The organism is Leeuwenhoekiella obamensis, from assembly GCF_055391795.1.
Map to the genome: position 1 here is coordinate 2,974,383 of NZ_AP029251.1, position 24,765 is coordinate 2,999,147.

Below are 24,765 nucleotides of genomic sequence, written 5' to 3' on the forward strand. Positions count from 1 at the left end.
CCGTGTCACATCCCCTACTCACTTTTAAAAACATCAACAAACTTGCAGTGCCGGCCTTACTTACCGGTATTGCAGAACCCATACTGTCTTTAACAGATGCAGCGGTTGTGGGAAATATAGATGTAAACGCAACCGAAGCTCTCGCAGCAGTGGGAATTGTGGGTTCGTTTCTCTCAGCGCTAATTTGGATCCTAGGCCAGACGCGCAGCGCTTTACAAGCCATTATCGCACAATATCTTGGCGCTGGCAAACTTGATGAGATCAAAAATCTACCCGCACAAGCGATCTACCTAAATATCGCTTTGAGCATTTTGATCCTTGGTTCAACACTTTTCTTTATAGAAGGTATTTTTAAACTCTACAATGCTGAAGATCTAATACTCCAATATTGCGTGGAGTATTATGGCATCAGGGTTTGGGGATTCCCGTTGACGCTTTTTACGTTTGCTGTTTTTGGGATTTTTAGAGGATTACAAAATACATTTTGGCCTATGGTTGTTGCCATTCTTGGCGCAGCGTTAAACATCGGTCTAGATTTTATTTTAGTTTACGGCTGGGAAGATCTTATTCCTGCGATGGACATTCGTGGTGCGGCTTATGCAAGTCTTATCGCACAAGGATTTATGGCCGTGATGGCGCTAATCTTACTTGTTCTTAAAACAGATGTTAGCTTAAAGCTAAAACTACCGCTAAACAAAGAATTGTATCGCCTCATTGGGATGGCGGCTAATCTATTTTTACGCACGATCGCACTTAATTTAGCCCTTTATCTGGCAAATTCTTATGCGACAGATTATGGCAAGACATTTATCGCAGCGCAGACCATATTGGTGAACATCTGGCTTTTTTCGGCATTTTTTATAGATGGTTATGCTGCCGCAGGAAATATCCTTGCCGGGCGTTTGCTTGGCGCCAAAGATTATAACGGGCTCTGGCAACTGGCCAAAAAAGTCAGTTTATACGGTTTTGCTGTTGCCGGAATTTTGATGCTCGTAGGTGTTATTCTATATGAACCACTTGGACTCATTTTTAGCAAAGAAGAACCCGTGATCGCACGGTATAAAGAACTCTTTTTTATCGTGATCTTAATGCAACCGCTTAATGCCTTAGCCTTTATTTTTGATGGGATTTTTAAAGGTATGGGCGAAATGAAATATCTGCGCAACGTACTTCTTGCTGCAACATTCTTAGGCTTTGTTCCTGTATTGCTAATTTTTGACCAACTGGATTTTCAGTTATTTGCGATCTGGTTTGCATTTACAGCCTGGATGATCGTGCGCAGCTTCACGTTGATCTATAAATTCAGGAAGAAGTTTAAACCTAAGGTTGAAGCTAGCGCGTCTTAAGCCATCCGGTAATACTCCAGCGTTCTGGTGCGTTCACTGGTTTTACTTCGTGCTCTAATTCCTGACTTTCAAAAATTACCATTCTACCGGCTTTAGGTAAAATATCTATGGCTGTTTCATTTTCGCCGCAAGGCAAATAAATGGTGAGTTGACCGCCATCTTCTGCCGTCCAATCTTCGTTATTTAAATAACAAACGATAGAGAGTTTGCGCCTGTCATCGTTTTGAAAAGTATCTAAGTGACGCTTGTAAAAAGTGCCTGTGGGATACACCGCATAATGAAATTCCTTCTGCAAAATACCCAGAAAACACGTGCGGTTAAGGTAATCTACCATCGCATTCACTTTGTTGAAAAACATCTCTTCTGCAGGAGATTTTACCTGCTCGTTGATCCAGTGAATAAAATCACCTCTGATGCTTTTTATGATCTCCTCATTAGTGCGGTTTCCTATGGCTGCTTTTTTAAACATATCTTCTTCTCTAAGATGCGACAGCGAGCCTTGCAACATCTGCACTTCTGCAGGTTCAAAAAAGGAGTCCATCACACAGTATTTTTGCGCTAGCAAATCATCTATAATTTGCTCATAAACCGCATTTTCAGAGAAAGTTATATCTTCAAAAAGCATGTGCTATTACAATTAAAAAAAGCGCGCAAATGACGTGAAAATTTTAACACAAAAATCAATTTTAACACTAGCGGTTAAAAAATGTGTGAAGCGCTGGTTTTCTCACTACTTTTGTGGCTTTAACAGCAACACATCCTTATGGATATTTTACAGTTTTTAAGCGGTACAGGTTTGTTTCTTGTGCTAGCGCTAGTCTTGATCATCGTGGTGGTAATTAATAAAATAAGAGGCAGACGCTAAGTCTTGCACGATCTACTTATGGCAAATATTCGTATCACAAAAATGTTCTCTTTTGAGACCGGTCATGCGCTTTATGGTTATGACGGCAAATGCCGCAACGTTCATGGGCATAGTTACAAACTATCTGTCACTGTGATAGGGCAGCCTATAGGTGATAATAAGAATGTAAAATTTGGGATGGTGATCGATTTTGGTGATCTTAAAAAGATCGTCAAAGAAGAGATCGTAGACGTTTTTGATCACGCTACCGTTTTTAATAAAAACACGCCACACGTAGAACTTGCAAAAGAATTAAGCGATCGTGGACACAGCGTTTTACTGGTAGATTATCAACCTACAAGCGAGATGATGGTGATCGATTTTGCCGCAAAGATCAAGGCAAGACTTCCAGAGAACATTAAACTTCACAGCTTAAAACTTCAGGAGACAGACACTAGTTTTGCCGAGTGGTATGCTGCTGATAATGCATAAAACGATCATGGCTTTTTCGCTTTCGCGAAAGCTACTCTCACATTACCTATATTTACCGCATGCAAATTCCCGAAGGTAAAAAGATCTATTTCTCAAGCGATAATCACCTGGGCGCTCCCACGCCAGAAGAGAGTTTACCGCGTGAAAAGAAATTTGTGCGATGGCTGGATATGGTAAAAGAAGATGCAGCGGCAATTTTTTTATTAGGCGATCTTTTTGACTTCTGGTTTGAATATAAAACCGTTGTTCCTAAAGGGTTTGTTCGCGTTTTGGGCAAACTAGCCGAAATTCGTGATAGCGGTATCCCGATCTACTTTTTTGTAGGTAATCACGACTTGTGGATGCGTGGCTATTTTGAAGAAGAATTAGACATCCCAGTTTATCACGAGACTAAGATTTTCACCTTTAATGATAAGAAATTCTTCATAGGGCACGGCGACGGAAAAGGACCTGGCGATACCGGTTACAAACGCATGAAGAAGGTGTTTAGAAATCCGTTTTCAAAATGGTTGTATCGCTGGTTGCATCCAGATATTGGTGTGAAATTAGCAACCTATCTATCCGTTAAAAACAAGTTGATCTCTGGCGAAGAAGACAAAGAATTTTTAGGCGAAGATAACGAGTGGTTAGCGCTTTATGCAAAACGTAAACTGGAGACTGAGCATTTTGATTACTTCATTTTTGGTCATCGCCATTTACCTATGGAAGTAAATGTGGGTAAAAATTCTACCTATTACAATCTAGGCGACTGGATTCATTATTACACCTATGGCGTTTTTGACGGTAAGGATTTCGCTTTAGCGAAATTTGAAAACTAGTTTAAAGATCCCTGAATGTAAATGATCGTATCCATCTTAATGATGGTTTGATCTAGCAACTCTCGCAGACCATTTAATTCATTTTGGCTTATAGCCAAATCTATTTTTGAAGAAGGCGTTTTTAACAAGAATGACCTGCAATCTTTACCATGTGGACACTCGGCACAAGTGGAATGCTGCAAACTCACCTGAACCATTTCAGAAAATTCTTTGAGCTCATCTAGCGAAAGATAAAAGCCAATATCCCTGAAAACTACCTGAGCCAGATTGATATTGCTTTGCTCGTTCTTTTTCCAGAAAAATGAAATTCCGAGGTCATTTTTAAAGATGATATCGATGTGCTTCATAACAGGGTTTTACACAAATATAAAACCTTGTTTAGAATAAATCTAAATAATTAAATGTTTATTCTTGGATATCTCTTAATTTGAGTTGCAGCGAGACATTGCCTTGCCACTCGTTAAGATCTATAGAATATGCCGCTTTAAAGGGCTTTCTATGCGTGATGAGATCACATTTATTACCAATATTAAAACCTATCGCACTTATGGGCGACACGGTACTTCCCGGCTGAATGATCGTACATCTTAAATGCGCATCATCAGTACCCACACATTTACCATAACCCGTATCACGTAGATTAGAAGACATAAAAACAGGCGTCATATTGCCAGGGCCAAAGGGCGCAAATTGACGCAGAATTCTGTAGAATTTTGGGTTAACCTCATCAAGATCAACTTCACAATCTACACTGATCTCTGGGATCAATAAATGCTCAGAAATCGTGTTGCTCACAACTTCTTCAAATTTTTGCTTAAACGCTTCATACTGATCTTCATGCAATGTTAAGCCAGCAGCATATTTATGACCTCCAAATTGCTCTATATGCTCAGCACAACCCTCAAGCGCTTCGTACACATCAAAACCTTTTACAGAACGTGCACTTGCCGCTAATTTTTCACCGCTTTTTGTAAAGACTAATGTTGGGCGGTAATAGGTTTCTGTTAAACGTGAAGCAACAATACCTATCACGCCTTTGTGCCAACCTTCACTAAAAACAACTGTAGTCATGCGGTCTTGCTCTGCATTATCTTCTATTTGACGCAAAGCCTCAACTGTGATCTGTGCATCAAGATCTCTACGTTCTGTATTAAAAGACTCGATCTCTGCAGCCATCTGACAAGCGGTGTCGATATTTTGCTCTGTAAGTAATTCTACCGCGTGTAAACCATGTTTGATTCGGCCGGCGGCATTGATGCGTGGTGCGATGATAAAAACCACATCTGTAACGGTGAGTTCTTTTTTATCTACATTCTGGATCAAAGCTCTAATACCAGTGCGCGGCATGGTGTTGATCACATCAAGTCCATGATAAGCAAGCACTCTATTTTCGCCAGTAATTGGGACAATATCTGCTGCGATCGCTGTTGCCACAAGGTCTAAATAAGGCACGAGTGTTTTTACCGGTAAACCTTGATTTTGTTGCAGCGCTTGTATCAACTTAAAACCTACGCCGCAGCCACAAAGTTCGCTGTATGGATAATTACAATCTTGACGCTTTGGGTCAAGCACCGCAACGCATTCTGGGATTTCTGCTCCTGGACGGTGGTGATCGCAAATAATGAAATCAATGCCTAGACTTTTGGCGTAAGCCACCTTATCGATCGCTTTGATACCGCAATCTAGTGCGACGATCAATGTCATATCGTTGTCGTGCGCAAAGTCAATACCTTGCTTTGAAACGCCGTAACCCTCTGCATATCGATCTGGAATGTAGCTCGCAACGGCTGCTCCCTGACTTTCAAGATAGCTACGCATAAGCGCTACACTGGTGGTGCCATCTACATCATAATCGCCAAAAACCAGAATATTTTCTCTATTTTCAAGAGCTTTCTCAATGCGTGCAACAGCAAGGTCCATGTCTTTCATTAAGAAAGGATCGTGCAGATCTTCAAGCGATGGTCTGAAGAATTTTTTCGCTGCAGCGAAATCATCTACGCCGCGTTGCACGAGCAAATACGCGATGGTTTGCGGCACATTAAGGGCTGTTGCCAGCGCGGTAACTTTATCTAGATCGGGTTTTGGTTTAAGCGTCCAGCGCATTAATCTTAGTTAATTTTTAGCATCCAGATTTGTTCTAGATCTTTGAGCTTGCGAATTTCTTTTATCTTCTTGTAAAGCGCGACAGGATCCTGACTTTTTTCTAAATAAACGTAGGTAAAATTGTTTTGAGACCGTGTGAACGTTTTTGGCGCAAAGCCTAATTCTTTTAAACTTTCTATCCAGCGGGTTGCATTTGCTTTTTGTGAAAAAACATTAGAAATGATGTAATAGCCGCCTTCCATTTCTGGGATTTTAAATGTGGATGAAACCACGTAGTTTTTGGGCGCAGCTTTAGTTGCAGTCTGTTTTTGAGGCTCAGCAATTTTAGTTTCTGTTTTAGTAACGGTTGGTTTTGGAGTTTCTTTTACTTTCTCTTCTTTTACCTCAACTTTTGCTTCTTCTTTAGGCTGTTTTTCTATTTTTTCTTCTGGAGTTTCTTCAGAAGTATCTGCTTTCATTTTTTGTCTGGCTTTTAAAGCAGCGTCGATAAGCAAGTTTTTTTGCTCGGTATTCAAAACGCTTTCTTCTGGCTGCTCACCAAGTCGTGCTGCGTCAAATTTCACAGCTTTTATCTCCTCATAAAACTGCTCACTTATCGTTGTTTGAAACGCCGTGAAATAAATAAAATAACGATCTGCTCTAGTGGTGAACTCTAGCTTTGCGTTGTTTGCATTATTTGCAAGAATGACATTTTTACTATCTATCTGTGCGATATCAAAACCCAGCGTATTCATGCTGTTAGGTTTTCTATTAAGATTTTGCCCTTCGTGTGAGTTTATTGTACTGTTAAAGAAATTACTCGCAGGTCGCTCAGGAGTCGTAATTGCAACAAATTTTTGCAATTGCTCATTGTAAAGAGAGACTTGATCTCTTTTTAAAAGATTATCACCTTCTAGCGCGCCAATGGTCAAAGCTGTTTCTGTTTTTCCTAGTCCTGCAGATTGAAAATGATCAAAATTCAAGATCACAGGATTTTGAAGATCTATGAATTCAAAACCGTGATAAGAGGTTATATATTGCAGTGGTTGTTCTTGATTTTCGTAGATCACATACAACATCCATCCCGCCGAACTCCCGCCATACATAAAACCTTCTAACGCCGGGATATTTGCAACGGTGTACGTGCCATTTGCAACACCGTTGAGTTTTACTAGATCTGTAATATCTGAATAACAAACAAACGGCTCACAATTGTCTTCAAGATCAACGCCAGACTTAAAACCGTCATGCACAATTTCTCCTGCAATGCTAGAATATGATCTTTGGCCAGGTAGTTTTATTAAAACCTTATTTATAGGTTGCTTTCTACCCGCGGTAAGTTCATAAACATATTTGTTGCCTTCGGCTTTTTTCTTGCCTTCTGCTCCTGGATATGTCGCCGCCCAATATAAAGCTGCGTATTTTATCGTAGAATTCTCTGGAACTATAAGATCTGCCGCGCTAGAACTAAATGTAGTTTTATCTGCATCTATGTCTATGTAGCGCATTTTTTGCTGATCATTCACAGCACGAGGATCATTAAAAGGTTTGGTTTTATGATCGCTCAAAGAATTATTTCCGGTTACGGCAGTGTTTCCGTGAAGGTAGAATTCTTTGGTTTGCTTAAAATTTCCTGCACGTTGCCCATAAGACATCATGCTGACTGTCAAAAAAATAAGAAGTAAAAATTTATGCACGCAATTCTATTTTTTAGAATGAGAATCAAGGCATTAAGATACAAATTTGGCTAAATAAAAAAACTTGAGTTTAAGATTGATAATCTTGTAGGTAGTATTTTGGCTTTAAGCCAAAATATCTATATTTCTATCCCTCTAATTTTTAAAAATTAACAATCATGCCTTTAGTAAATCCTTTAAGTAGCGATCACGATCAAGAGACAAAACAGCTCGCAACATTTTTTAATGAGACATTGGGTTTTTGTCCTAATTCGGTTTTAACGATGCAACATCGCCCAGCGATCTCAAAAGCATTTATAAATCTCAACAAAGCAGTTATGGCAAATGAAGGCCGGGTAACATCTGCCTTAAAACGTATGATCGCCTGGGTGAGTAGTAACGCAACTGGCTGCCGCTATTGCCAGGCACACGCCATTAGAGCGGCAGAGCGTTATGGTGCAGAGCAAGAACAACTAGATAATATTTGGGATTATCGCACACATCCGGCATTTAGCGAAGCAGAAAGGGCTGCGCTGGATTTTTCTTTGGCTTCAAGCCAAATACCTAACGCCGTAAATGCAGAGATCAAAGAAAGACTCCACAAATACTGGAATGAGGGCGAAATTGTTGAAATGCTTGGGGTTATATCGCTTTTTGGTTATCTTAATCGCTGGAATGATAGCATGGCGACCACGCTAGAAGATGACGCCATTGATAGTGGAAATAAATATCTAGGAAAACATGGTTTTACAAGAGGAAAGCACATTTAAAACTGCCGAAGAAAAAGACCTGACATTCATTAACCAGCGCGCACCCTGGAAAATCGCCGTGGCAACCGCAGGAGTCATAATCGCTGCTGGTAGCTTTTTTATCTATGACGGTTTTAAAGGGAACTGGCTCTATATTATAGGGATGATCATGATGTTTGCTAACATAATCTTTCCCCTTAAGTTTAAAAACTACGTGCGTTATCAAAAGAATTTTGTGCACGTGAAACTCGATAAACAACGTGCTAAAACCTTTAGACCTTCACAGATCAAAAACATTGAAGTTTTAAAAGACAAAATCTACATCTGGAAAACCAAGAAGAAAAAAGAGGTTTTAAAGATCGATCAGTATTCTGAGCATGCAGTGAACCAATTGGTAGACTTACTTCAAGGAGAAAAACTTGGTTTACGCCAAAGTTAATCCTTCCCTGCGACGATAAGTACGATCTCGCCCTTTGGCGGCTTATTTTCAAAATGTGTTTTCACCTCTGTAAGCGTACCGCGCACGGTTTCTTCATGTAATTTTGAAATCTCTCGCGATACCGAAGCTTTGCGGTCTTCACCTAGATATTCGGCAAGGTGACCTAGGGTTTTTACTAGTTTGTGTGGAGATTCATAAAAAATGATAGTGCGCATTTCTTCTGCAAGAAATTGCAAACGCGTTTGTCGTCCCTTTTTCACCGGAAGAAAACCTTCAAAAACAAACTTATCATTAGGCAAACCGCTATTTACCAGCGCCGGAACAAAAGCGGTCGCTCCTGGTAAACAATCTACCTCAATACCATTTTCTACGCAGGCACGCGTTAATAAAAATCCAGGATCTGAAATGGCAGGTGTGCCGGCATCGCTAATCAAAGCCATACTTTCGCCAGCAGCGATACGCTTTACCAATCCCTCAACCATTTTATGCTCATTATGCATATGGTGAGAGATCATCTGTGTGCCGATCTCAAAATGTTTTAAAAGCTTACCGCTGGTGCGTGTGTCTTCTGCAAGGATAAGATCAACTTCTTTAAGCACATTAATCGCTCTAAAAGTCATATCCTCTAGATTGCCTATAGGCGTGGGAACAAGGTATAGTTTTGCCATAGGGCAAATTTAGGAATCAAATTTTCTTTCTACTGCATCCATAAAGCGGGTTTCGTAGATTTCTTTACCATCCCAATTATTATAGTCTGGCTTTACCATGTTTTGAATAAAGGCAAGCGCATCTTCTTTAGAACCCATGGTATTTATCTGGCCCAGCACACGGTTATAATCTGATGTGCTGCCGTCAAAAAGATGTTTTATAAACGCTAATCTATCGTTGAGACCAAAGGTTAGTCCGCGGTTTAATTTATCATTAAGCGACTTAGGTTTTACCTCTGTAATAGTTTCTTTCTCTTCAAAGTCTGCCATTTTACCATATTCTCCTATCTCGCCCATATCATTTTTCATTGGGCCTTTCGGCGAAATGGCTTCTTCGTAAGTCTGCTCAAAAGCATCTTGAGGATCTTGCTTCTCCTCTATTACTGGCTCAAAAAGAAAAAGATCATTTTTCTTCTGCTCGTGGCGCTCTCTTATTTTGCGCTCTTCTTCTTCCTTGCGGCGTTTGTTTGCTTCAAAACGCTCTTGATTTTCTTTTGCAATACGTGCTACACGCTCTGTATCTGTTTCTACGCGCAGTGTAGGCTCTTCTTCTTGCTCAGTAAAAGTGATCTGCTCTTCCGGCTCTACTTCTATTTCTGGTTGCTCTAGCGTTACTGGCTTTTCTTCCTGCTTAGACTGTTCTACCGGTGGTGCTGTTTGTTGTTCGGGTTGTTTTATTTCAACTTTTTCAATGATCTCTTCTACTTCTGTAACCGTTTTTTCTTGAAGTGCTTCAATAATTTCTTGCTTACCAATGGTTGGCTGGATCCCGTCAAAGTGCTTTTCTGCGAAAGCCAAAACCGCTAAAGTATCATAGAGCTTTTTTGTCTCTGCCTGCATGGTCGCATAGTCTGGATCTTGATCCATTTTAAGAATAGAATGGGAAATACTCACTAACTGGGCTCTTAACTCTTTCTTCATAACTTTTTTATTTGCAGCGCAGGAAATACTATTTTTTGATTCATCTTAGCGTAGATAATGTTGAGAAAATAAAACTGTAATTTGAGTGGTTTTGAACTTTAAACCTCGTTACCGTTTTCCTAAATTTGCCCAGCATATACCTATAACGGTGATATTACCGTTTGTGTTTTGAAAAGTACAAAATGTTTCTCGAAAATACCGTAAATCATAAAGAGCAGTTTGGGTGGATAGAAGTCATTTGCGGCTCTATGTTTAGCGGTAAAACCGAAGAATTGATCCGCAGATTAAAACGCGCAAAATTTGCAAAGCAAAAGGTTGAGATCTTTAAACCTGCGATAGATACTCGTTATGATGATGAACTCGTGATCTCTCACGATGCAAACGAGATACGATCTACACCGGTACCGGCAGCGGCAAATATCCCAATTCTTGCAGATGATTGCGACGTGGTAGGTATTGACGAGGCACAGTTTTTTGACGATGAGATCGTGAAGGTTTGCAACGATCTGGCAAACCGTGGTGTTCGTGTTATTGTGGCTGGTCTTGATATGGATTATAAGGGTAATCCCTTTGGCCCTATGCCGGCGCTTATGGCAACTGCAGAATATGTTACAAAAGTGCACGCCGTGTGTACTCGCACAGGCAATCTTGCACAATATAGCTATAGAAAATCTACTAATGATAAACTGGTTCTTCTTGGTGAAACCGAAGAATATGAACCACTAAGCCGTGGCGCGTATTACAAAGCCATGCTTAAAGAACGTCTTAAACAAATAGACGTGCAAGAACCTAAGGAGGTTGACCCCGATAATCAGGAAAAATAAATGGCGCAAAGCTTTTTAGAAGTTGATCTACGTGCGCTAGAGCACAACTTTAATTATCTAAAGTCTAAACTTGCCTCGCATGTAAAATTTATGGGCGTGGTTAAGGCCTATGCGTATGGAAGTGATCCTGTGGCTGTAGCCAAAAAACTTGAGCAACTGGGCGCAGATTACCTCGCGGTTGCTTTTACTAATGAAGGTGTAACACTTCGGGATGCCGGAGTGCGCGTGCCTATTCTTGTACTGCACCCGCAGCCAGAAAATTTTGAGCAGATCATAGATCGTTGTCTTGAGCCTAATATTTATAGCTTTAGAGTTCTTAAGGCTTTTATCGCTTCCGCGGAAAGTAAAAAGCAACAGCATTATCCCATTCATTTAAAATTTAATACTGGCCTTAATAGACTGGGTTTTGAAAAAGGTAGCGAAGCAGAGATATTAGAGATCATTGCTCAAACCGAAGCAGTAAAGATCCAATCGCTGTTTTCTCACCTAGTTGCCAGCGAAGATTTAAATGAAAAAGAATTTACTTTAAAACAGATAGCAGATTTTAAAACGATCTCTTCTAATATCTTAGCGCAATTAGATTACAAACCGTTTTTACATCAAAGCAATACTTCTGGGATAATCAATTATCCTGAAGCTCAATTTGATCTTGTGCGCTCTGGCATCGGGCTTTATGGTTATGGCAACACTCCAGAAGAAGATGCACGACTTATTCCGGTTTCTTCTTTAAAGTCTGTGGTTTCACAAATTCATACGATCAAAAAAGGAGAAAGCGTAGGTTACAACAGAGGCTTTTTCGCCGAAAGGCAAATGAGGACCGCAACAATACCTGTGGGTCACGCTGATGGAATTTCACGAGCGTATGGCAAGGGCAAGGGCTTTGTAATTATCAATGGTAAAAAAGCCAGCATTACCGGAAATGTGTGTATGGATATGATCATGGTTGATGTCACAGACATTGACTGTAATGAAGGAGATGATGTTGAAGTTTTTGGTAAAGAATCTAGCGCAAATAAGCTTTCTGCAGCGATAGGTAGTATTCCTTACGAACTGTTAACAGCGATCTCGCAACGGGTAAAAAGAGTTATAATTTCTTAAAACCCGAAAATTAAGCCGCTTTACTAAACAGTATTTTTATAAATTAGCTTTCAACAAACTAAAAAATCATCCCTTATGGCATTTTTAAAAGACTTCAAAAAATTCTTAATGAAGGGCGACATTATCGCTCTAGCTACCGCAGTAATCATAGGTGGTGCTTTTAATAAAATCGTAGGTTCTCTTGTTAAAGATGTGATCATGCCGGTTATAGGTGTGCTTATGGGAGACAAAAACGTAAACAACCTTTTCTTTGCGCTTGATGGCGGCGATTATGCCACCGTTGAAGAAGCGGTAGAAGCAGGTGGTGCGATCATGACGTATGGTAACTTCTTACAAGCAATCATTGATTTTATCATCATAGGCTTTGTGATCTTCTGGCTACTTAAAGGTTATGAGAAAACCAAGAAAAAAGAAGAAGCAAAACCTGCTGCTCCTAAGGGACCAACGCAAGAAGAATTGCTTATCGAGATTCGTGACGAATTGAGAAAAAAGGCTTAATCCGTTAAATCGGGTAGACCGCTACACCAATGTAGTTTAACTAAACCCTCCCAAAAACGGGAGGGTCTTTTTTTTATAGAAATAACAAAACTGAGAAATCTGTATTTTTTTTATAGATTGATTGATTAACAGCGTGCAAATACTAATTTTGCCGTCCTAATTTAATGTAAAGCGTTATGAAAGTAGCAGTTGTAGGTGCCACAGGTATGGTGGGCCAGGTGATGCTAAAAGTATTAGAAGAAAGAAATTTTCCGGTTACGGAATTAATTCCTGTTGCCTCAGAAAGATCTGTAGGTAAAAAGGTTTCTTATAAAGGTGAAGAATATACCATTCATAGTATGGAGCAAGCGATCGCTGCAAAACCAGATATCGCTATTTTCTCTGCTGGCGGTGGTACTTCGCTAGAGTTTGCACCAAAGTTTGCTGAAGTTGGTACTACCGTTGTAGACAACTCTTCTGCATGGAGAATGGATCCTTCTAAGAAATTGATCGTTCCAGAGATCAATGCTGAAGAACTACAGGCAGAAGATAAGATTATCGCAAACCCTAACTGTTCTACGATCCAGATGGTTCTTGCGCTTGCGCCTTTGCATAAAAAATATAAGATCAAGCGTCTTGTAGTTTCTACTTATCAAAGTATAACTGGTACAGGAGTAAAAGCCGTGCGCCAGCTAGAAAATGAATACACAGGCGAGCAAGGAGAAATGGCATATCATTATCCTATTCACCGCAACGCGATCCCTGCTTGTGACGTTTTTGAAGAAAACGGTTACACAAAAGAAGAGATGAAGCTTGTGCGTGAGACGCAAAAGATCCTTGGCGATAATACAATTGCTGTTACTGCCACTGCAGTGCGCATTCCGGTTGTGGGCGGTCACAGTGAAGCGATCAACGTTGAGTTTGAAAATGATTTCGACTTGGCAGAAGTTCGCCAACTACTTTCAGCGACAGATGGTGTTACTGTACAAGATAATCCAGACACAAACACTTACCCAATGCCTATTTATGCAGAAGGTAAAAATGATGTTTTTGTAGGTCGTTTAAGAAGAGACAACTCTCAACCAAACACGCTAAACATGTGGGTTGTTGCTGATAACTTAAGAAAAGGTGCAGCAACAAACGCGGTACAGATCGCAGAATTCCTCGCTGCAAAAGAACTTGTGTAAATAATTATTTCGCTATAGCGAAAAGAACAACCTCCTGCACACTGTGTACAGGAGGTTTTTTTTGCTTTATATTTGGGGAAACCCTTAACTAATTCATCATGAAAAAAACTTTTCTTCTCCCACTGGCGGCGATCACGCTGTTCTCTTGTGTGGATGAATCCAAAAAAAATGAAACTGCAATGACTGTAGACTACCCTACTACAAAAAAAGTAGATACTGTTGACACGTATTTTGGCACTGAAGTGCAAGACCCATATCGCTGGCTTGAGGACGATCGTAGTCCTGAAACTGAGGCTTGGGTAAAAGAAGAAAACCAAGTGACTTATGGTTATCTAGATAAAATCCCATACCGCGAGGAGATCAAGCAAAAGCTAGAAAAGATCTGGAATTATGAGAAAATAGGAGCTCCGTTTATAGAAGGAGATTACACGTATTTTTATAAAAACGACGGACTTCAAAATCAGTATGTGATCTATCGCTACAAAACTGGCGAAGATCCAGAAAGTGCAGAAGTTTTCTTAGACCCTAACACTTTTGCTGAGGATGGCACAGTCTCTCTAGGCGGAATGAGTTTTTCAAAAAATGGAAAACTTGCCGCTTACAGCATTTCTGAAGGTGGTAGCGACTGGCGCAAAATTCTTGTGATGGATGCTGAGACTAAAGAGATCACTGAGGATACTTTAGTAAATATCAAATTCAGTGGTATGTCTTGGAAAGGCAATGAAGGTTTCTTCTATTCTAGTTATGATAAACCAGAAGGAAGCGAACTTTCAGCAAAGACAGACCAACATAAAGTGTACTATCACAAACTTGGCACTTCACAGAAAAATGATGAGTTGATCTTTGGCGGTAAGCCAGAAGAAAAACACCGCTATATTTATGGAACTGTAACAGAAGATGATCGCTATTTGATCATTTCACCTCGAGTGTCAACTTCTGGAAACAAGCTTTTGATCAAAGACCTGACAAAGCCTAACTCTAAATTCATTACTATCCTAGACGAGGATAATACTGACACCTACATTATGGACAATGTGGGTAGCAAACTGTATATCGTGACAAATATGGATGCGCCTAACCGCAAGATCATGACGGTAGATGCTGCAAATCCACAGCCTGAGAATTGGGTTGAATTTTTACCAGAAACTGAGAATGTTTTGAGTCCATCAACTGGTGGTGGTTCAATTTTCGCGACATATATGGTTGATGCAATTTCGCAAGTAAAACAATATGATTACGAAGGTAATTTGATTCGTGAGGTAGAACTTCCAGGCATTGGAACTTTAGGTGGTTTTGGGGCAGAGAAAGATGATACAGAATTGTATTATTCTTTCACAAATTATGTAACTCCAGGTAGTATCTATAAATATGAGATCGCAACTGGTGAGTCAGAACTTTTTAGAAAGCCAGACATCAATTTTAATCCAGATGCTTACGAAAGCAAGCAAGTTTTTTACACCTCAAAAGACGGCACAAAAGTGCCTATGATCATCACTTACAAGAAAGGTATTGAGCTTAATGGCAAGAACCCAACTATCCTTTACGGTTACGGAGGTTTTGATATTAGTTTGACTCCGTCATTTAGCATCACGAATGCCATCTGGATGGAAATGGGCGGCGTTTATGCCGTGCCTAACCTTCGCGGTGGTGGCGAGTATGGTAAAGAATGGCATGATGCAGGAACTAAAATGCAGAAGCAAAATGTTTTTGATGATTTTATCGCTGCCGCGGAATACTTAATAAGCGAAAACTACACCTCTAGCGATTATCTTGCTATTCGTGGTGGATCAAACGGCGGTCTGCTAGTAGGCGCGACGATGACACAACGTCCAGATCTTATGAAGGTGGCATTGCCAGCTGTAGGCGTTATGGATATGCTGCGCTACCACACATTTACCGCAGGAGCAGGCTGGGCATACGATTATGGTACAGCTGAGGATAGCAAAGAAATGTTTGAATATCTTAAAGGATATTCTCCTGTGCATAACGTAAAAGCTGGTGTAAAATACCCAGCAACTATGGTAACTACGGGCGATCATGATGATCGTGTTGTGCCAGCGCATAGCTTCAAATTTGCTGCAGAACTTCAAGAAAAACAAGCAGGAGACGCACCGGTTTTGATCCGTATTGAGACAGATGCAGGTCACGGCGCCGGAACTCCGGTAAGCAAAACCATAGAGCAGTATGCAGATCTGTATTCATTTACACTGTACAATATGGGTTATGAAAACCTTCCTGAAAAGTTGAAAGGTTAATTTCACTCAAATTATAAATCAAAAAAGACCTCGCCAACCGCGGGGTCTTTTTAAATTTGCACCATGCTTACGGTTGATATTCCTTATTTCGCTTACGCGGAAAATACTATTCTCAAAGATCTAGACTTTATCATTGAGCGTGGACAACATGTATCAATTTTAGGAGAAAGCGGCTGCGGAAAAAGCACCCTTTTAAAACTCATTTATGGCTTACTACAGCTTGAAAAAGGCGAGCTAAAATGGGGCGATTACAAAATGCTTGGGCCAGATTTTAATCTTGTTCCCGGCGAACCGTTTATCAAATATCTCGCACAAGATTTTGATCTTATGCCCTTTATTTCGGTTGAAGAAAATATAGGCAAACATCTTTCTCGCAGATTTATGCAAGAGCGTCAAAAACGTATTGACGAACTTCTAGAAGTTGTTGATATGACAGCGCATCGCGATACGCATGTAAAACTGCTAAGCGGTGGTCAAAAACAACGTGTAGCCTTGGCAAGAGCCATCGCAAAAGAGCCTGAACTTCTGCTGCTAGATGAACCGTTTTCACATATAGATAATTTTCGCAGAAATGCGCTTAGAAGAAAACTCTACGCATACTTAAAAGCTGAAAATATCACTTGCATCACCGCAACACATGACAGTGAAGAAGCGCTTACTTTTAGCGATGAGATCAAAGTAATGCGTGATGGCACATTTGTACAAACCGGCACTCCAAAGTCAATTTTTGAGAATCCTAAAAATGAATACATCGCTTCGTTTTTTGGTGATGTTTCGATTTTTAATATTGACGGTGAGCAAAAGTTGTTTTTACCACATCAACTTCTTTTAAGCTCAGAAAATACTGACATTCAAGCTGAAGTAATTAAAAGTTACTACAAAGGCGATCATTATTTGATAGAAGCTTCTGTTAGGTCTGACAACGTGTTTTTTATTGCAAATCAGGAACTTAAAAAAGGATCAGTAGTTTTTCTTAAAGAACGCAAGAAAAATTAATTGCTATAAATAGCTGTAAAACTTGCCATTAAGCTATTATTTTTCAATCTTCGAGGAGTTTTAGTGCTTAAAAACGCTAAGCAACCTATATAACCAACCCTAAACTAATGACTCCTAATCAATCCCTAAGAGCGTTTATTAAACGCTTTGTGACTGTATTCTTTTTTGTTTTTTTCTCAGTTTTTCAAGTTTATTCTCAAGCGCCTCCCAGAAATTCTCAACAAAGACCTCCTAATCCAGATATCCTTATAAAACAGGGAGAAGAACTCATTAAAAGTGATGATGTTACGCAACAAGCAGAAGGTTACTTTACCATAGGTTCTGCAGCGATGCGCAAAAATGATATTGATCTTGCTGTTACCAGTTTTGAAAAGGCCGCTGAGCTATCCGCTGAGGCTCCATTTGATTTAAAAGTTAGAATCTTACGCATGCAGGCAAGCGCTTATGGCAGAAGTGAAAAATATGATAAATTAAGCGCCATCGCTGATGTCATCCTTACTTTGGCTAAACAAGAAAAAGATGATTCTCTTTATGCGATAGGTCTTTCATATAAAGCACGATCTCAAATGCGTCAGGGAGATCTTAATAAAGCAGTAGATAATTATTTGGCTGCAGCCAAAATATTTGACTCTCTAAAATCTCCCAACTTAATCACAACATACGCAGATCTAGCAAATACTTACGCTCGCCTTTATCAAAATGAAGAAGCTGCTAGATGGTACAAAAGAGCCTACGAAGAAGCGCAGAAAAACAATGAGCCTAGGTTATTACAAATGGCGACAAAGAATCTTGCAGCAAATTTTGGAGTAAGAAAAATGCCAGACAGCAGTGTTTTTTATTACAATAAACTTCTAGAAAAAAAGAATGAGATCTCTCCGCTTCAGCTATCGTCTATTTATCAAAATCTAGCCAGTGCGTATGTCTCTCTTGACAAATTAGATTTGGCGAAAGCCAGTTTAGAAAAAGCTAAAGCATTTGATCTGCCAGATTATAATGGTCAACGTTCAATTATGTTGCTTGCTGTAGAATTGAAACTTTACAATAGCCAAGAAAATTATGACGCCGCAGAAAAGGTAGTTGACTCAAGTGTTAACCTGATCAAAAAATACAGGTCAACACCATATTTGTATCCTCTATACCTAGAGATCGCTCAAGTAAAACAAAAACAGGGCAAACTAGACGAAGCCTATGAAGCACTTGCTACGTATACAAAAATCAAAGACAGCCTTATAAAGCACAACGATCTGGGCAAGGTTTTAATGGCCGCAAATGCATACGATCTGGATGCTAAAGAAGAAGAACTCGTCGCGGCTTTAGATCAAAATAAAAAATCTTCAACATATCTTATTGTCATAGGTGTAACTGCGATTGCAATTATTATTGTTTTGGTCTTGGTCTATAAAAAATATAGAAAAACTAAGCATACTAAAGAACAGTTAGAAGAACGCCACAAGGCAATGCTTGCTTCTTTTAAAAAATTACAAGATGGGCTCAAGGCCAAAGAAAATCTGAAAGAAGAAAGTTTGATCCTTAACAACAAACAGGTCATTAAACTTAATAAGGTGGCTTATGTAAAAAGTGAAGGACATTATCTAGATTATTACGTAGAAGATCAAGAATTACCTATCACTGAAAGAAACAGTTTAAAAGATAGACTTGAGAATCTGGAGCAACAAGGTTTCTTACAAGTTCATCGCTCTTTTGTAGTAAATCTTGAGAAGGTAAAAGCAGTTCATACCGCCCAAGTAATTTTAGAAGATGGCAATACAATACCACTTTCGCGCACATACAAGCAAATGCTAAGAGAAGAAAGGCATCCCCTTTTTGCATCTTAAACATGTAAAGACATTTTAATTTTAAAATCATAGTCTGTCACTCATGACTAATAAGCGTCGTTTCGTGCCAAAGGCGCGTAAACATTGGGGTTGTGTGACACATATTTTAGACATTTCGGTTAGAAAATTTTTCCCTCCAATCGATTATGTCACAAGTTTACACCTCAGATTTCTTATCTATCGAAAAGCAAAACTCCATTTTAATACAAGAATGGACTGCAAAAAAACTCTCTGTTGATCAATTTCAAACAGAGCTAAAAAACTTTTTACGATTCTTTAAAAAAGTACGCCCACAAGGATTGCTATGGCTTAAAGAAAACTTCAATTTACATATCCCTTCAGAGCTACACGAATGGATAGAAAAAAGCATTTTAGAACCACAATACAAATGTGGTTTACGCAAAGTTGCTTTTACTGTGCCACGAGAAGAAAACGCCCATCTTTCTCTTATTGACTCATTCAATAATGTTAACTCCATTTTGCCTCCAAAATATTTTATGACAAAAAATCAAGCCCTTGATTTCTTAAAAGAAGAAATACAAATCCCAGAAGAGCCCAAAGAAGTGAAATATGAAATTAAAAGGTCTTATGACAAGACAGAGATTCGCTTAGAGATAGACCATAAAAACTTGCCACATGCGATTAAGCACCTTGATAAATTGAAGGCTCAATTTCATTTTAGAATGCAAAATAAAGAACATTTTGATCAACTTACGTTAAGAGAGCTAGAGGTCTTTAAATCTATATCAATGGGTAAACTTAACAAGATCATCGCAGCAGAATTATACCTGTCTGAAAGTACAGTGGCCACTCACAGAAAAACGATCATAAAAAAGTTGAACATTAGAAGCACAAAAGATTGGCAGCAGTATGCGAGTGCATTTCTATAAATCTATCATCTCAGCAAGTCTTTTGCCTACCAGACTACCAATTGCAACTCCCATTCCGCCTAGGCGAACGCCGTAGGCGACATTTGGCGAAAGCCTATTTACAATAGGTTTTTTCTGCTCGCCTACGCCCATAATTCCGCTCCACTGATGATCGATCTCAAATGGAGTGTTTGGTAAAATAACTTGTTGTAAAAGGGTTTTTAATTGCTCTTGGATAAACAAAGTGGTTGCCATCGTTGTGGTTTGCTCACCTTTAAAATCCAAATTTCGGCCACCGCCAAAAAGAATTCTATTATCAATATTTCTAAAATAATAATAACCTTTATCCAGATGAAAAGTGCCTTTGATCTGCAGGTTTTTTATGGATTTTGTGATCAAAACCTGCGCCCTTGCAGGAGCGACATTTTTGATGTTTAGCCTTTCAGCGAAACCGTTTGTAGCGATCAGAAGCTTGCGCGTCATAAGTTCTGCAGTGTTCGTTTTTACGCTCACTTTATCTCCCAGATCTTCAAAATCTAAAACTTCCTGATGATTAAGAATGAGTATATTTTCTAGTGCGGCAAGTTTTAATAAGGCTTGCATCATAGCACCGGTATCGATCTGACCTTCGTATTTGCTCAAGATCAATTGCGGCATGAGTCCGTTAAAATTAAATGGATCTTTTACAGATTTAAAGGTGTTTGCTCCAAGCAACGGAGAAAGCATTTTATTAAGCGCTGGAAGCTTTTCTACACATTCTCTATACAATTGCTCATCTCTTTGTAAAAAGAGCTCATAACCGCCGTTTTGCTCGTATTTAATGGTTTGATCGCCTAATCTTTTTCTCAAGATCTCAAGCCCACGTATACGCTGCTCAATAAGCTGTAGAACTTCATCTTCTGTATGAGATTTAAGATCCTCAATAATTTCAGATGGACTGCCGAAACAAGCAAAACCAGCGTTTTTTGTACTTGCGCCATTGGGTAATATTCCTCGTTCTAAGATCAAGATTTTTGATTCAGGATGTTTTTTGCGAAGTTCCAATGCACACGAAACCCCAGTGATCCCGCTGCCTACAACAACAAAATCAATGTCTGTAAACCAACTTTTAAGTTCCCAGTAAGAAAAGGATTGTCCCATACTTTCAAATATAGGCTGAATCGTGGAGAAAATATTTTGGCTTTAAGCCAAAAAAAAGCCTCACAATTGCGAGGCTTAATGTATGATTAGTCTTCAGATGGAGGAGCCATTTTAAAGTCCTCCATGAATTTTGTGGTATAATTACCAGAAACATAATCTGGATGATCCATCAATTGCCTGTGGAAAGGGATTGTGGTTTTAATACCTTCTATTACAAACTCGTCTAATGCACGCTTCATCTTATTGATCGCTTCTTCACGCGTTTGTGCAGTAGTGATCAATTTTGCGATCATTGAGTCATAGTTAGGCGGGATCATATACCCACTATACACGTGAGTATCGATACGCACACCGTGACCTCCTGGCGCATGTAAATTTGTGATACGACCTGGTGAAGGTCTAAAATCGTTATAAGGATCCTCTGCATTGATACGGCACTCGATGCTGCACAATTGAGGATAATAGTTCTTACCAGAAATTGGCACACCAGCAGCTACTAAGATCTGCTCACGGATCAAGTCATAATCTACAACTTGCTCTGTAATAGGGTGCTCAACTTGTATACGTGTGTTCATCTCCATAAAGTAGAAATTGCGGTGTTTATCCACAAGAAATTCTACTGTACCAGCACCTTCGTAGCTAATGAATTCTGCAGCACGAACGGCAGCTTTACCCATATCTTCACGCAGTTTATCTGTCATGAATGGAGACGGTGTTTCCTCTGTAAGTTTCTGGTGACGACGTTGTACTGAACAGTCACGCTCAGACAAGTGACATGCCTTACCATTGCTATCTCCTACCACTTGGATCTCAATGTGGCGAGGCTCTTCGATAAGTTTTTCCATGTACATGCCATCGTTACCAAAGGCAGCACCAGCTTCTTGACGTGCAGAATCCCAAGCTTTCTTAAGGTCTTCTTTCTTCCACACAGCGCGCATACCTTTACCACCACCACCGGCAGTAGCTTTAAGCATTACAGGATATCCTATTTCTTCTGCGATCTTTTCTGCATCAGCAAAATCATCAAGGATCCCTTCACTACCAGGTACACAAGGCACACCAGCAGCTTTCATGGTTGCCTTTGCTGTTGCTTTATCTCCCATTTTAGAGATCATCTCAGCAGAAGCCCCAATAAATTTTATCTCGTGCTCCTCACAGATCTTAGAGAACTTTGCATTCTCTGAAAGAAACCCGTATCCTGGATGGATCGCGTCTGCATTCGTGATTTCTGCGGCAGCAATAATATTTGACATTTTAAGGTATGACTCGCTACTAGGAGCAGGACCTATACACACGGCTTCATCTGCAAAACGCACATGCAAGCTATCTGCATCAGCGGTACTGTAAACAGCAACGGTTTTGATACCCATTTCTTTACAGGTACGGATCACACGTAGAGCGATCTCTCCCCTGTTTGCTATAAGTATTTTCTTGAACATGATATGATCTAGATTGATTGAAAGAAGTTTTGGCTGTAGCCAAAAAAATCAAAAAGCGGGCAACTAGGCCCGCAATTGTATGCTATCTATGATGGATCGATTAAGAAAAGTGGTTGATCAAACTCTACTGGAGAAGCATCATCAACTAGTACTTTTACAACCTTACCAGAAACTTCGCTTTCAATCTCGTTGAAAAGTTTCATAGCTTCAATCACACAAAGCACATCACCTTCTTTAACTGTAGCACCTACTTCAACAAATGTTGGTTTATCTGGACCAGGCTTTCTGTAGAAAGTACCGATGATAGGTGATTTTACTGTGATATATTTTGAATCCTCAGCAGCCTTAGGAGCTTCTGCAGCTGGAGCCGCTTCAGCTGGAGCTGCAGGAGCAACTGGTGCTTGTGCCTGTACAGGCGCAGCTTGTTGCATAGCTCCCATAGGGATTTGTTGAAGGATAGTTGTCTCTCCTTTGCTTTCCTCACCACCAGTTTTGATCGTGATCTTTACATCGCCCATCTCAAGTTTAACCTCGCTCGCGCCAGATTTTGCTACAAACTTGATTAGGTTCTGAATCTCTTTTAATTCCATAATGTAAGCGTTAGTTAGATTAGAATTAGAATCTAAGAATTATAGGCCCATTTCAAATATATGGAGCCCCATGTGAACCCACCGCCAAAAGCGGCGAAAATTATATTATCTCCTTTTTTAAGTTGCTTTTCATAATCGCTAAGCAACAAAGGTAATGTCGCTGATGTGGTATTACCGTATCGCTGAATGTTCATCAACACTTTGCTCTCGTCTACAAGACCCATGCGATTAGCAGTTGCATCAATAATACGCTTATTAGCTTGATGCGCCACAAGAAAGCTAATATCATCGTGTGAAAGACCATTGCGATTCATGATCTGCTCACTTACATCTGCCATGTTAGAAACCGCAAATTTAAATACGGTCTTACCATCTTGATGTACGTAATGCTGTTTATTAGCAACAGTTTCTGCCGTAGGAGGAAGTATAGAACCACCCGCCTCGATCTTAAGAAACTCACGACCTATACCATCAGTACGTAAAATTTCGTCTTGATGACCTAAGCCTTCTTCATTAGGCTCAAACAAAACTGCCCCGGCACCATCGCCAAAGATTATACAAGTCGTACGATCTGTATAATCTATAATAGAGGACATTTTATCTGCACCTATTAATAATATCTTTTTATATCTACCACTCTCTATAAATGCAGAGGCTGTAGACATACCATATAAAAAACTGGAACAAGCTGCTTGCAGATCGTAAGAAAATGCATTTACAGCTCCTATTTGAGAAGCAATATAAGTTGCTGAAGACGCTACGGGCATATCTGGTGTTGCAGATGCAAGAAGTACCAGATCGATTTCTGCCGGGTCAAGGTCTGCTTTTTTAATAAGATCCTCTGCCGCTTTGATTCCTAAAAAGGAAGTCCCTTTACCAGGTTCCTTAAGAATTCTTCGCTCTTTAATTCCTGTTCTAGTAGTGATCCACTCATCAGTGGTATCAACCATAGTTTCTAGAATCTTATTAGAAAGTACATACTCAGGAACGTACGCTCCCACAGCGGTTATGGCTGCCGTGATTTTGCTCATATACTTGGTGTTTGTGCGAAAATGGGATCATTTCGCTCCAAAATGGCCTGAAAAGTACTAAAATTTGGACACTTTGGCTCAAGAATTAACTTTTTTTGCTTTGGCCACAAAACAAAAAAACTCCCTTATTATAGAGAGTTTTCTATGTACATGTTTTAGTGCGTATTAAGCAACCTCTTCGTCAGATGTTGCATCGATCACTACCTGACCACGGTAATACAGTTTACCTTCGTGCCAGTGTGCTCTGTGATAAAGGTGTGCTTCACCAGTAGTTTGATCTACTGCGATTTTAGGCATAGAAGCCTTGTAGTGTGTTCTTCTTTTATCTCTTCTCGTTTTCGAGATTTTCCTTTTGGGATGTGCCATTTCCTAAGTTATTTATCCGTTAAAAGTTTTTTTAATTCCGCCCATCGCGGATCTATTTCCTTATCGTCTTCCGGCTCAGCTTCATTCTCATCACCTGCTGAAAGACTATATTCTTCAAGTTTTTCTAACACTTCAGATTTTAATGTTCCGTCTTCTACACCCGGGTGAACCCTTTTATTTGGCATAGAAAGAGCGATAGTTTCATAAACCTGCTGTGCTATGTTGATCTCATATTCGCCATGAGGCAGAATAATGATATCTTCATCCTCATCGTTAAATTCTTCTCCAAACTTCACTACAAACTTGTAACTACCATTTACTGGTGTATCAAATTCTTCGTTAGTAAGATCACAATTTACATTAGCCTCTCCTTTAGAAGTTATCTCAAACTCCATAAGGGTGGTCTTTTTAATGAGCTTTACATTAACATCAACAGCTATGCTGTTAAAATCATCGTATCCAAAATGTTGAAAGAACGCGTTGTCAATCTGGTATTGAAAATCGTGCTCACCTAGTTTTAAACCTACAAACTGTATGGTAAATACTTTCAATTCTTTCATCTCACTTCACTTTCTCAGACAACT

General features: G+C 39.7%; 25 protein-coding genes. 13 read left to right on the plus strand and 12 right to left on the minus strand.

The genetic code is table 11. The annotated features are described in order from the left end of the window. Window positions 1-2: 2 nt before the first annotated feature. Window positions 3-1,346 carry an MATE family efflux transporter gene (locus ACZ5L8_RS13200; protein WP_464438149.1) on the plus strand — a complete coding sequence of 448 codons (1,344 nt, stop codon included), beginning with the start codon at window positions 3-5 and terminating at the stop codon, window positions 1,344-1,346. Here the strand turns inward: ACZ5L8_RS13200 and ACZ5L8_RS13205 are convergent. Further along, window positions 1,333-1,971 (minus strand): 2OG-Fe(II) oxygenase, encoded by a 639-nt coding sequence (locus ACZ5L8_RS13205; RefSeq protein WP_464438150.1) that lies wholly within the window; start codon window positions 1,969-1,971, stop codon window positions 1,333-1,335. The genes ACZ5L8_RS13200 and ACZ5L8_RS13205 overlap by 14 nt on opposite strands. Before the next feature lie 258 nt (window positions 1,972-2,229). Here ACZ5L8_RS13205 and ACZ5L8_RS13210 point away from each other — a divergent pair, with 258 nt between their 5' ends. Both ACZ5L8_RS13210 and ACZ5L8_RS13215 read left to right on the plus strand, forming a co-directional pair. Continuing rightward, window positions 2,230-2,682 (plus strand): 6-pyruvoyl trahydropterin synthase family protein, encoded by a 453-nt coding sequence (locus ACZ5L8_RS13210; RefSeq protein WP_464440959.1) that lies wholly within the window; start codon window positions 2,230-2,232, stop codon window positions 2,680-2,682. A gap of 59 nt (window positions 2,683-2,741) precedes the next feature. Beyond that, on the plus strand, window positions 2,742-3,500 hold the full coding sequence (locus tag ACZ5L8_RS13215) for a UDP-2,3-diacylglucosamine diphosphatase (protein ID WP_464438151.1): 759 nt from the start codon (window positions 2,742-2,744) through the stop codon (window positions 3,498-3,500). Here ACZ5L8_RS13215 and ACZ5L8_RS13220 read toward each other — a convergent pair. The 3 genes from ACZ5L8_RS13220 to ACZ5L8_RS13230 are packed head-to-tail and all read right to left on the minus strand — an operon-like array spanning window position 3,497 to window position 7,252. Continuing rightward, window positions 3,497-3,847, minus strand: coding sequence for a hypothetical protein (locus tag ACZ5L8_RS13220; RefSeq protein ID WP_464438153.1), 351 nt, complete (start codon window positions 3,845-3,847; stop codon window positions 3,497-3,499). The two genes, ACZ5L8_RS13215 and ACZ5L8_RS13220, sit on opposite strands and share 4 nt — an antisense overlap. A gap of 58 nt (window positions 3,848-3,905) precedes the next feature. Further along, entirely contained in the window at window positions 3,906-5,603 is a 1,698-nt protein-coding gene (gene recJ, locus ACZ5L8_RS13225) for a single-stranded-DNA-specific exonuclease RecJ (protein ID WP_464438155.1), read from the minus strand. A gap of 5 nt (window positions 5,604-5,608) precedes the next feature. Then, on the minus strand, window positions 5,609-7,252 hold the full coding sequence (locus ACZ5L8_RS13230) for an SPOR domain-containing protein (RefSeq protein WP_464438157.1): 1,644 nt from the start codon (window positions 7,250-7,252) through the stop codon (window positions 5,609-5,611). A gap of 185 nt (window positions 7,253-7,437) precedes the next feature. Between ACZ5L8_RS13230 and ACZ5L8_RS13235 the strand changes: the two genes are divergently transcribed. Continuing rightward, complete coding sequence (locus ACZ5L8_RS13235; protein ID WP_464438159.1) at window positions 7,438-8,028, plus strand: carboxymuconolactone decarboxylase family protein; 591 nt, start codon at window positions 7,438-7,440, stop codon at window positions 8,026-8,028. Then, the gene (locus tag ACZ5L8_RS13240) at window positions 8,000-8,446 is read left to right on the plus strand and encodes a hypothetical protein (protein WP_464438161.1); all 447 of its coding nucleotides are present in this window, start codon (window positions 8,000-8,002) and stop codon (window positions 8,444-8,446) included. The genes ACZ5L8_RS13235 and ACZ5L8_RS13240 overlap by 29 nt, the downstream gene beginning before the upstream one ends. On the opposite strand, the gene rsmI is transcribed toward ACZ5L8_RS13240, so the two are convergent. Both rsmI and ACZ5L8_RS13250 read right to left on the minus strand, forming a co-directional pair. Then, on the minus strand, window positions 8,443-9,114 hold the full coding sequence (gene rsmI, locus ACZ5L8_RS13245; RefSeq protein WP_464438163.1) for a 16S rRNA (cytidine(1402)-2'-O)-methyltransferase: 672 nt from the start codon (window positions 9,112-9,114) through the stop codon (window positions 8,443-8,445). The two genes, ACZ5L8_RS13240 and rsmI, sit on opposite strands and share 4 nt — an antisense overlap. Before the next feature lie 9 nt (window positions 9,115-9,123). Next, window positions 9,124-10,074, minus strand: a complete 951-nt coding sequence (locus ACZ5L8_RS13250) for a hypothetical protein (RefSeq protein ID WP_464438165.1) — start codon at window positions 10,072-10,074, stop codon at window positions 9,124-9,126. Window positions 10,075-10,256: 182 nt separating this feature from the next. Between ACZ5L8_RS13250 and ACZ5L8_RS13255 the strand changes: the two genes are divergently transcribed. The 8 genes from ACZ5L8_RS13255 to ACZ5L8_RS13290 all read left to right on the plus strand — a co-directional run bounded on the left by ACZ5L8_RS13255 (window position 10,257) and on the right by ACZ5L8_RS13290 (window position 19,636). Then, a complete protein-coding gene (locus ACZ5L8_RS13255) occupies window positions 10,257-10,898 on the plus strand; it encodes a thymidine kinase (RefSeq protein WP_464438167.1) in 642 nt (213 codons plus the stop codon). After that, window positions 10,899-11,996 carry an alanine racemase gene (gene alr, locus ACZ5L8_RS13260; RefSeq protein WP_464438169.1) on the plus strand — a complete coding sequence of 366 codons (1,098 nt, stop codon included), beginning with the start codon at window positions 10,899-10,901 and terminating at the stop codon, window positions 11,994-11,996. A 75-nt stretch (window positions 11,997-12,071) separates the two neighbouring features. After that, complete coding sequence (mscL, locus tag ACZ5L8_RS13265) at window positions 12,072-12,494, plus strand: large conductance mechanosensitive channel protein MscL (RefSeq protein WP_462600168.1); 423 nt, start codon at window positions 12,072-12,074, stop codon at window positions 12,492-12,494. A 176-nt stretch (window positions 12,495-12,670) separates the two neighbouring features. Next, window positions 12,671-13,660 carry an aspartate-semialdehyde dehydrogenase gene (locus ACZ5L8_RS13270; protein ID WP_464438172.1) on the plus strand — a complete coding sequence of 330 codons (990 nt, stop codon included), beginning with the start codon at window positions 12,671-12,673 and terminating at the stop codon, window positions 13,658-13,660. A gap of 98 nt (window positions 13,661-13,758) precedes the next feature. Beyond that, complete coding sequence (locus ACZ5L8_RS13275) at window positions 13,759-15,915, plus strand: prolyl oligopeptidase family serine peptidase (RefSeq protein WP_464438174.1); 2,157 nt, start codon at window positions 13,759-13,761, stop codon at window positions 15,913-15,915. Window positions 15,916-15,978: 63 nt separating this feature from the next. Continuing rightward, window positions 15,979-16,911, plus strand: a complete 933-nt coding sequence (locus ACZ5L8_RS13280; RefSeq protein WP_464438175.1) for an ABC transporter ATP-binding protein — start codon at window positions 15,979-15,981, stop codon at window positions 16,909-16,911. Between the two features lie 107 nt (window positions 16,912-17,018). Further along, on the plus strand, window positions 17,019-18,746 hold the full coding sequence (locus tag ACZ5L8_RS13285) for a LytTR family transcriptional regulator DNA-binding domain-containing protein (RefSeq protein WP_464438177.1): 1,728 nt from the start codon (window positions 17,019-17,021) through the stop codon (window positions 18,744-18,746). 146 nt (window positions 18,747-18,892) lie between these two features. Continuing rightward, window positions 18,893-19,636 (plus strand): LuxR C-terminal-related transcriptional regulator, encoded by a 744-nt coding sequence (locus ACZ5L8_RS13290; RefSeq protein WP_462600163.1) that lies wholly within the window; start codon window positions 18,893-18,895, stop codon window positions 19,634-19,636. Here ACZ5L8_RS13290 and ACZ5L8_RS13295 read toward each other — a convergent pair. From ACZ5L8_RS13295 to ACZ5L8_RS13320, 6 genes are all read right to left on the minus strand, one after another. Beyond that, window positions 19,631-20,755 carry an NAD(P)/FAD-dependent oxidoreductase gene (locus ACZ5L8_RS13295; RefSeq protein WP_464438178.1) on the minus strand — a complete coding sequence of 375 codons (1,125 nt, stop codon included), beginning with the start codon at window positions 20,753-20,755 and terminating at the stop codon, window positions 19,631-19,633. The genes ACZ5L8_RS13290 and ACZ5L8_RS13295 overlap by 6 nt on opposite strands. A gap of 86 nt (window positions 20,756-20,841) precedes the next feature. Next, window positions 20,842-22,194: an acetyl-CoA carboxylase biotin carboxylase subunit gene (gene accC / locus ACZ5L8_RS13300; protein WP_462600161.1), complete on the minus strand. Its 1,353-nt coding sequence runs from the start codon at window positions 22,192-22,194 to the stop codon at window positions 20,842-20,844. Window positions 22,195-22,280: 86 nt separating this feature from the next. After that, complete coding sequence (gene accB, locus ACZ5L8_RS13305) at window positions 22,281-22,784, minus strand: acetyl-CoA carboxylase biotin carboxyl carrier protein (RefSeq protein ID WP_462600160.1); 504 nt, start codon at window positions 22,782-22,784, stop codon at window positions 22,281-22,283. A gap of 32 nt (window positions 22,785-22,816) precedes the next feature. Then, a complete protein-coding gene (locus tag ACZ5L8_RS13310) occupies window positions 22,817-23,815 on the minus strand; it encodes a beta-ketoacyl-ACP synthase III (RefSeq protein WP_464438181.1) in 999 nt (332 codons plus the stop codon). 165 nt (window positions 23,816-23,980) lie between these two features. Continuing rightward, window positions 23,981-24,181, minus strand: a complete 201-nt coding sequence (rpmF, locus tag ACZ5L8_RS13315) for a 50S ribosomal protein L32 (RefSeq protein WP_462600158.1) — start codon at window positions 24,179-24,181, stop codon at window positions 23,981-23,983. An 8-nt stretch (window positions 24,182-24,189) separates the two neighbouring features. Further along, a complete protein-coding gene (locus ACZ5L8_RS13320) occupies window positions 24,190-24,741 on the minus strand; it encodes a YceD family protein (RefSeq protein WP_464438183.1) in 552 nt (183 codons plus the stop codon). Between the last annotated feature and the right edge of the window lie 24 nt (window positions 24,742-24,765).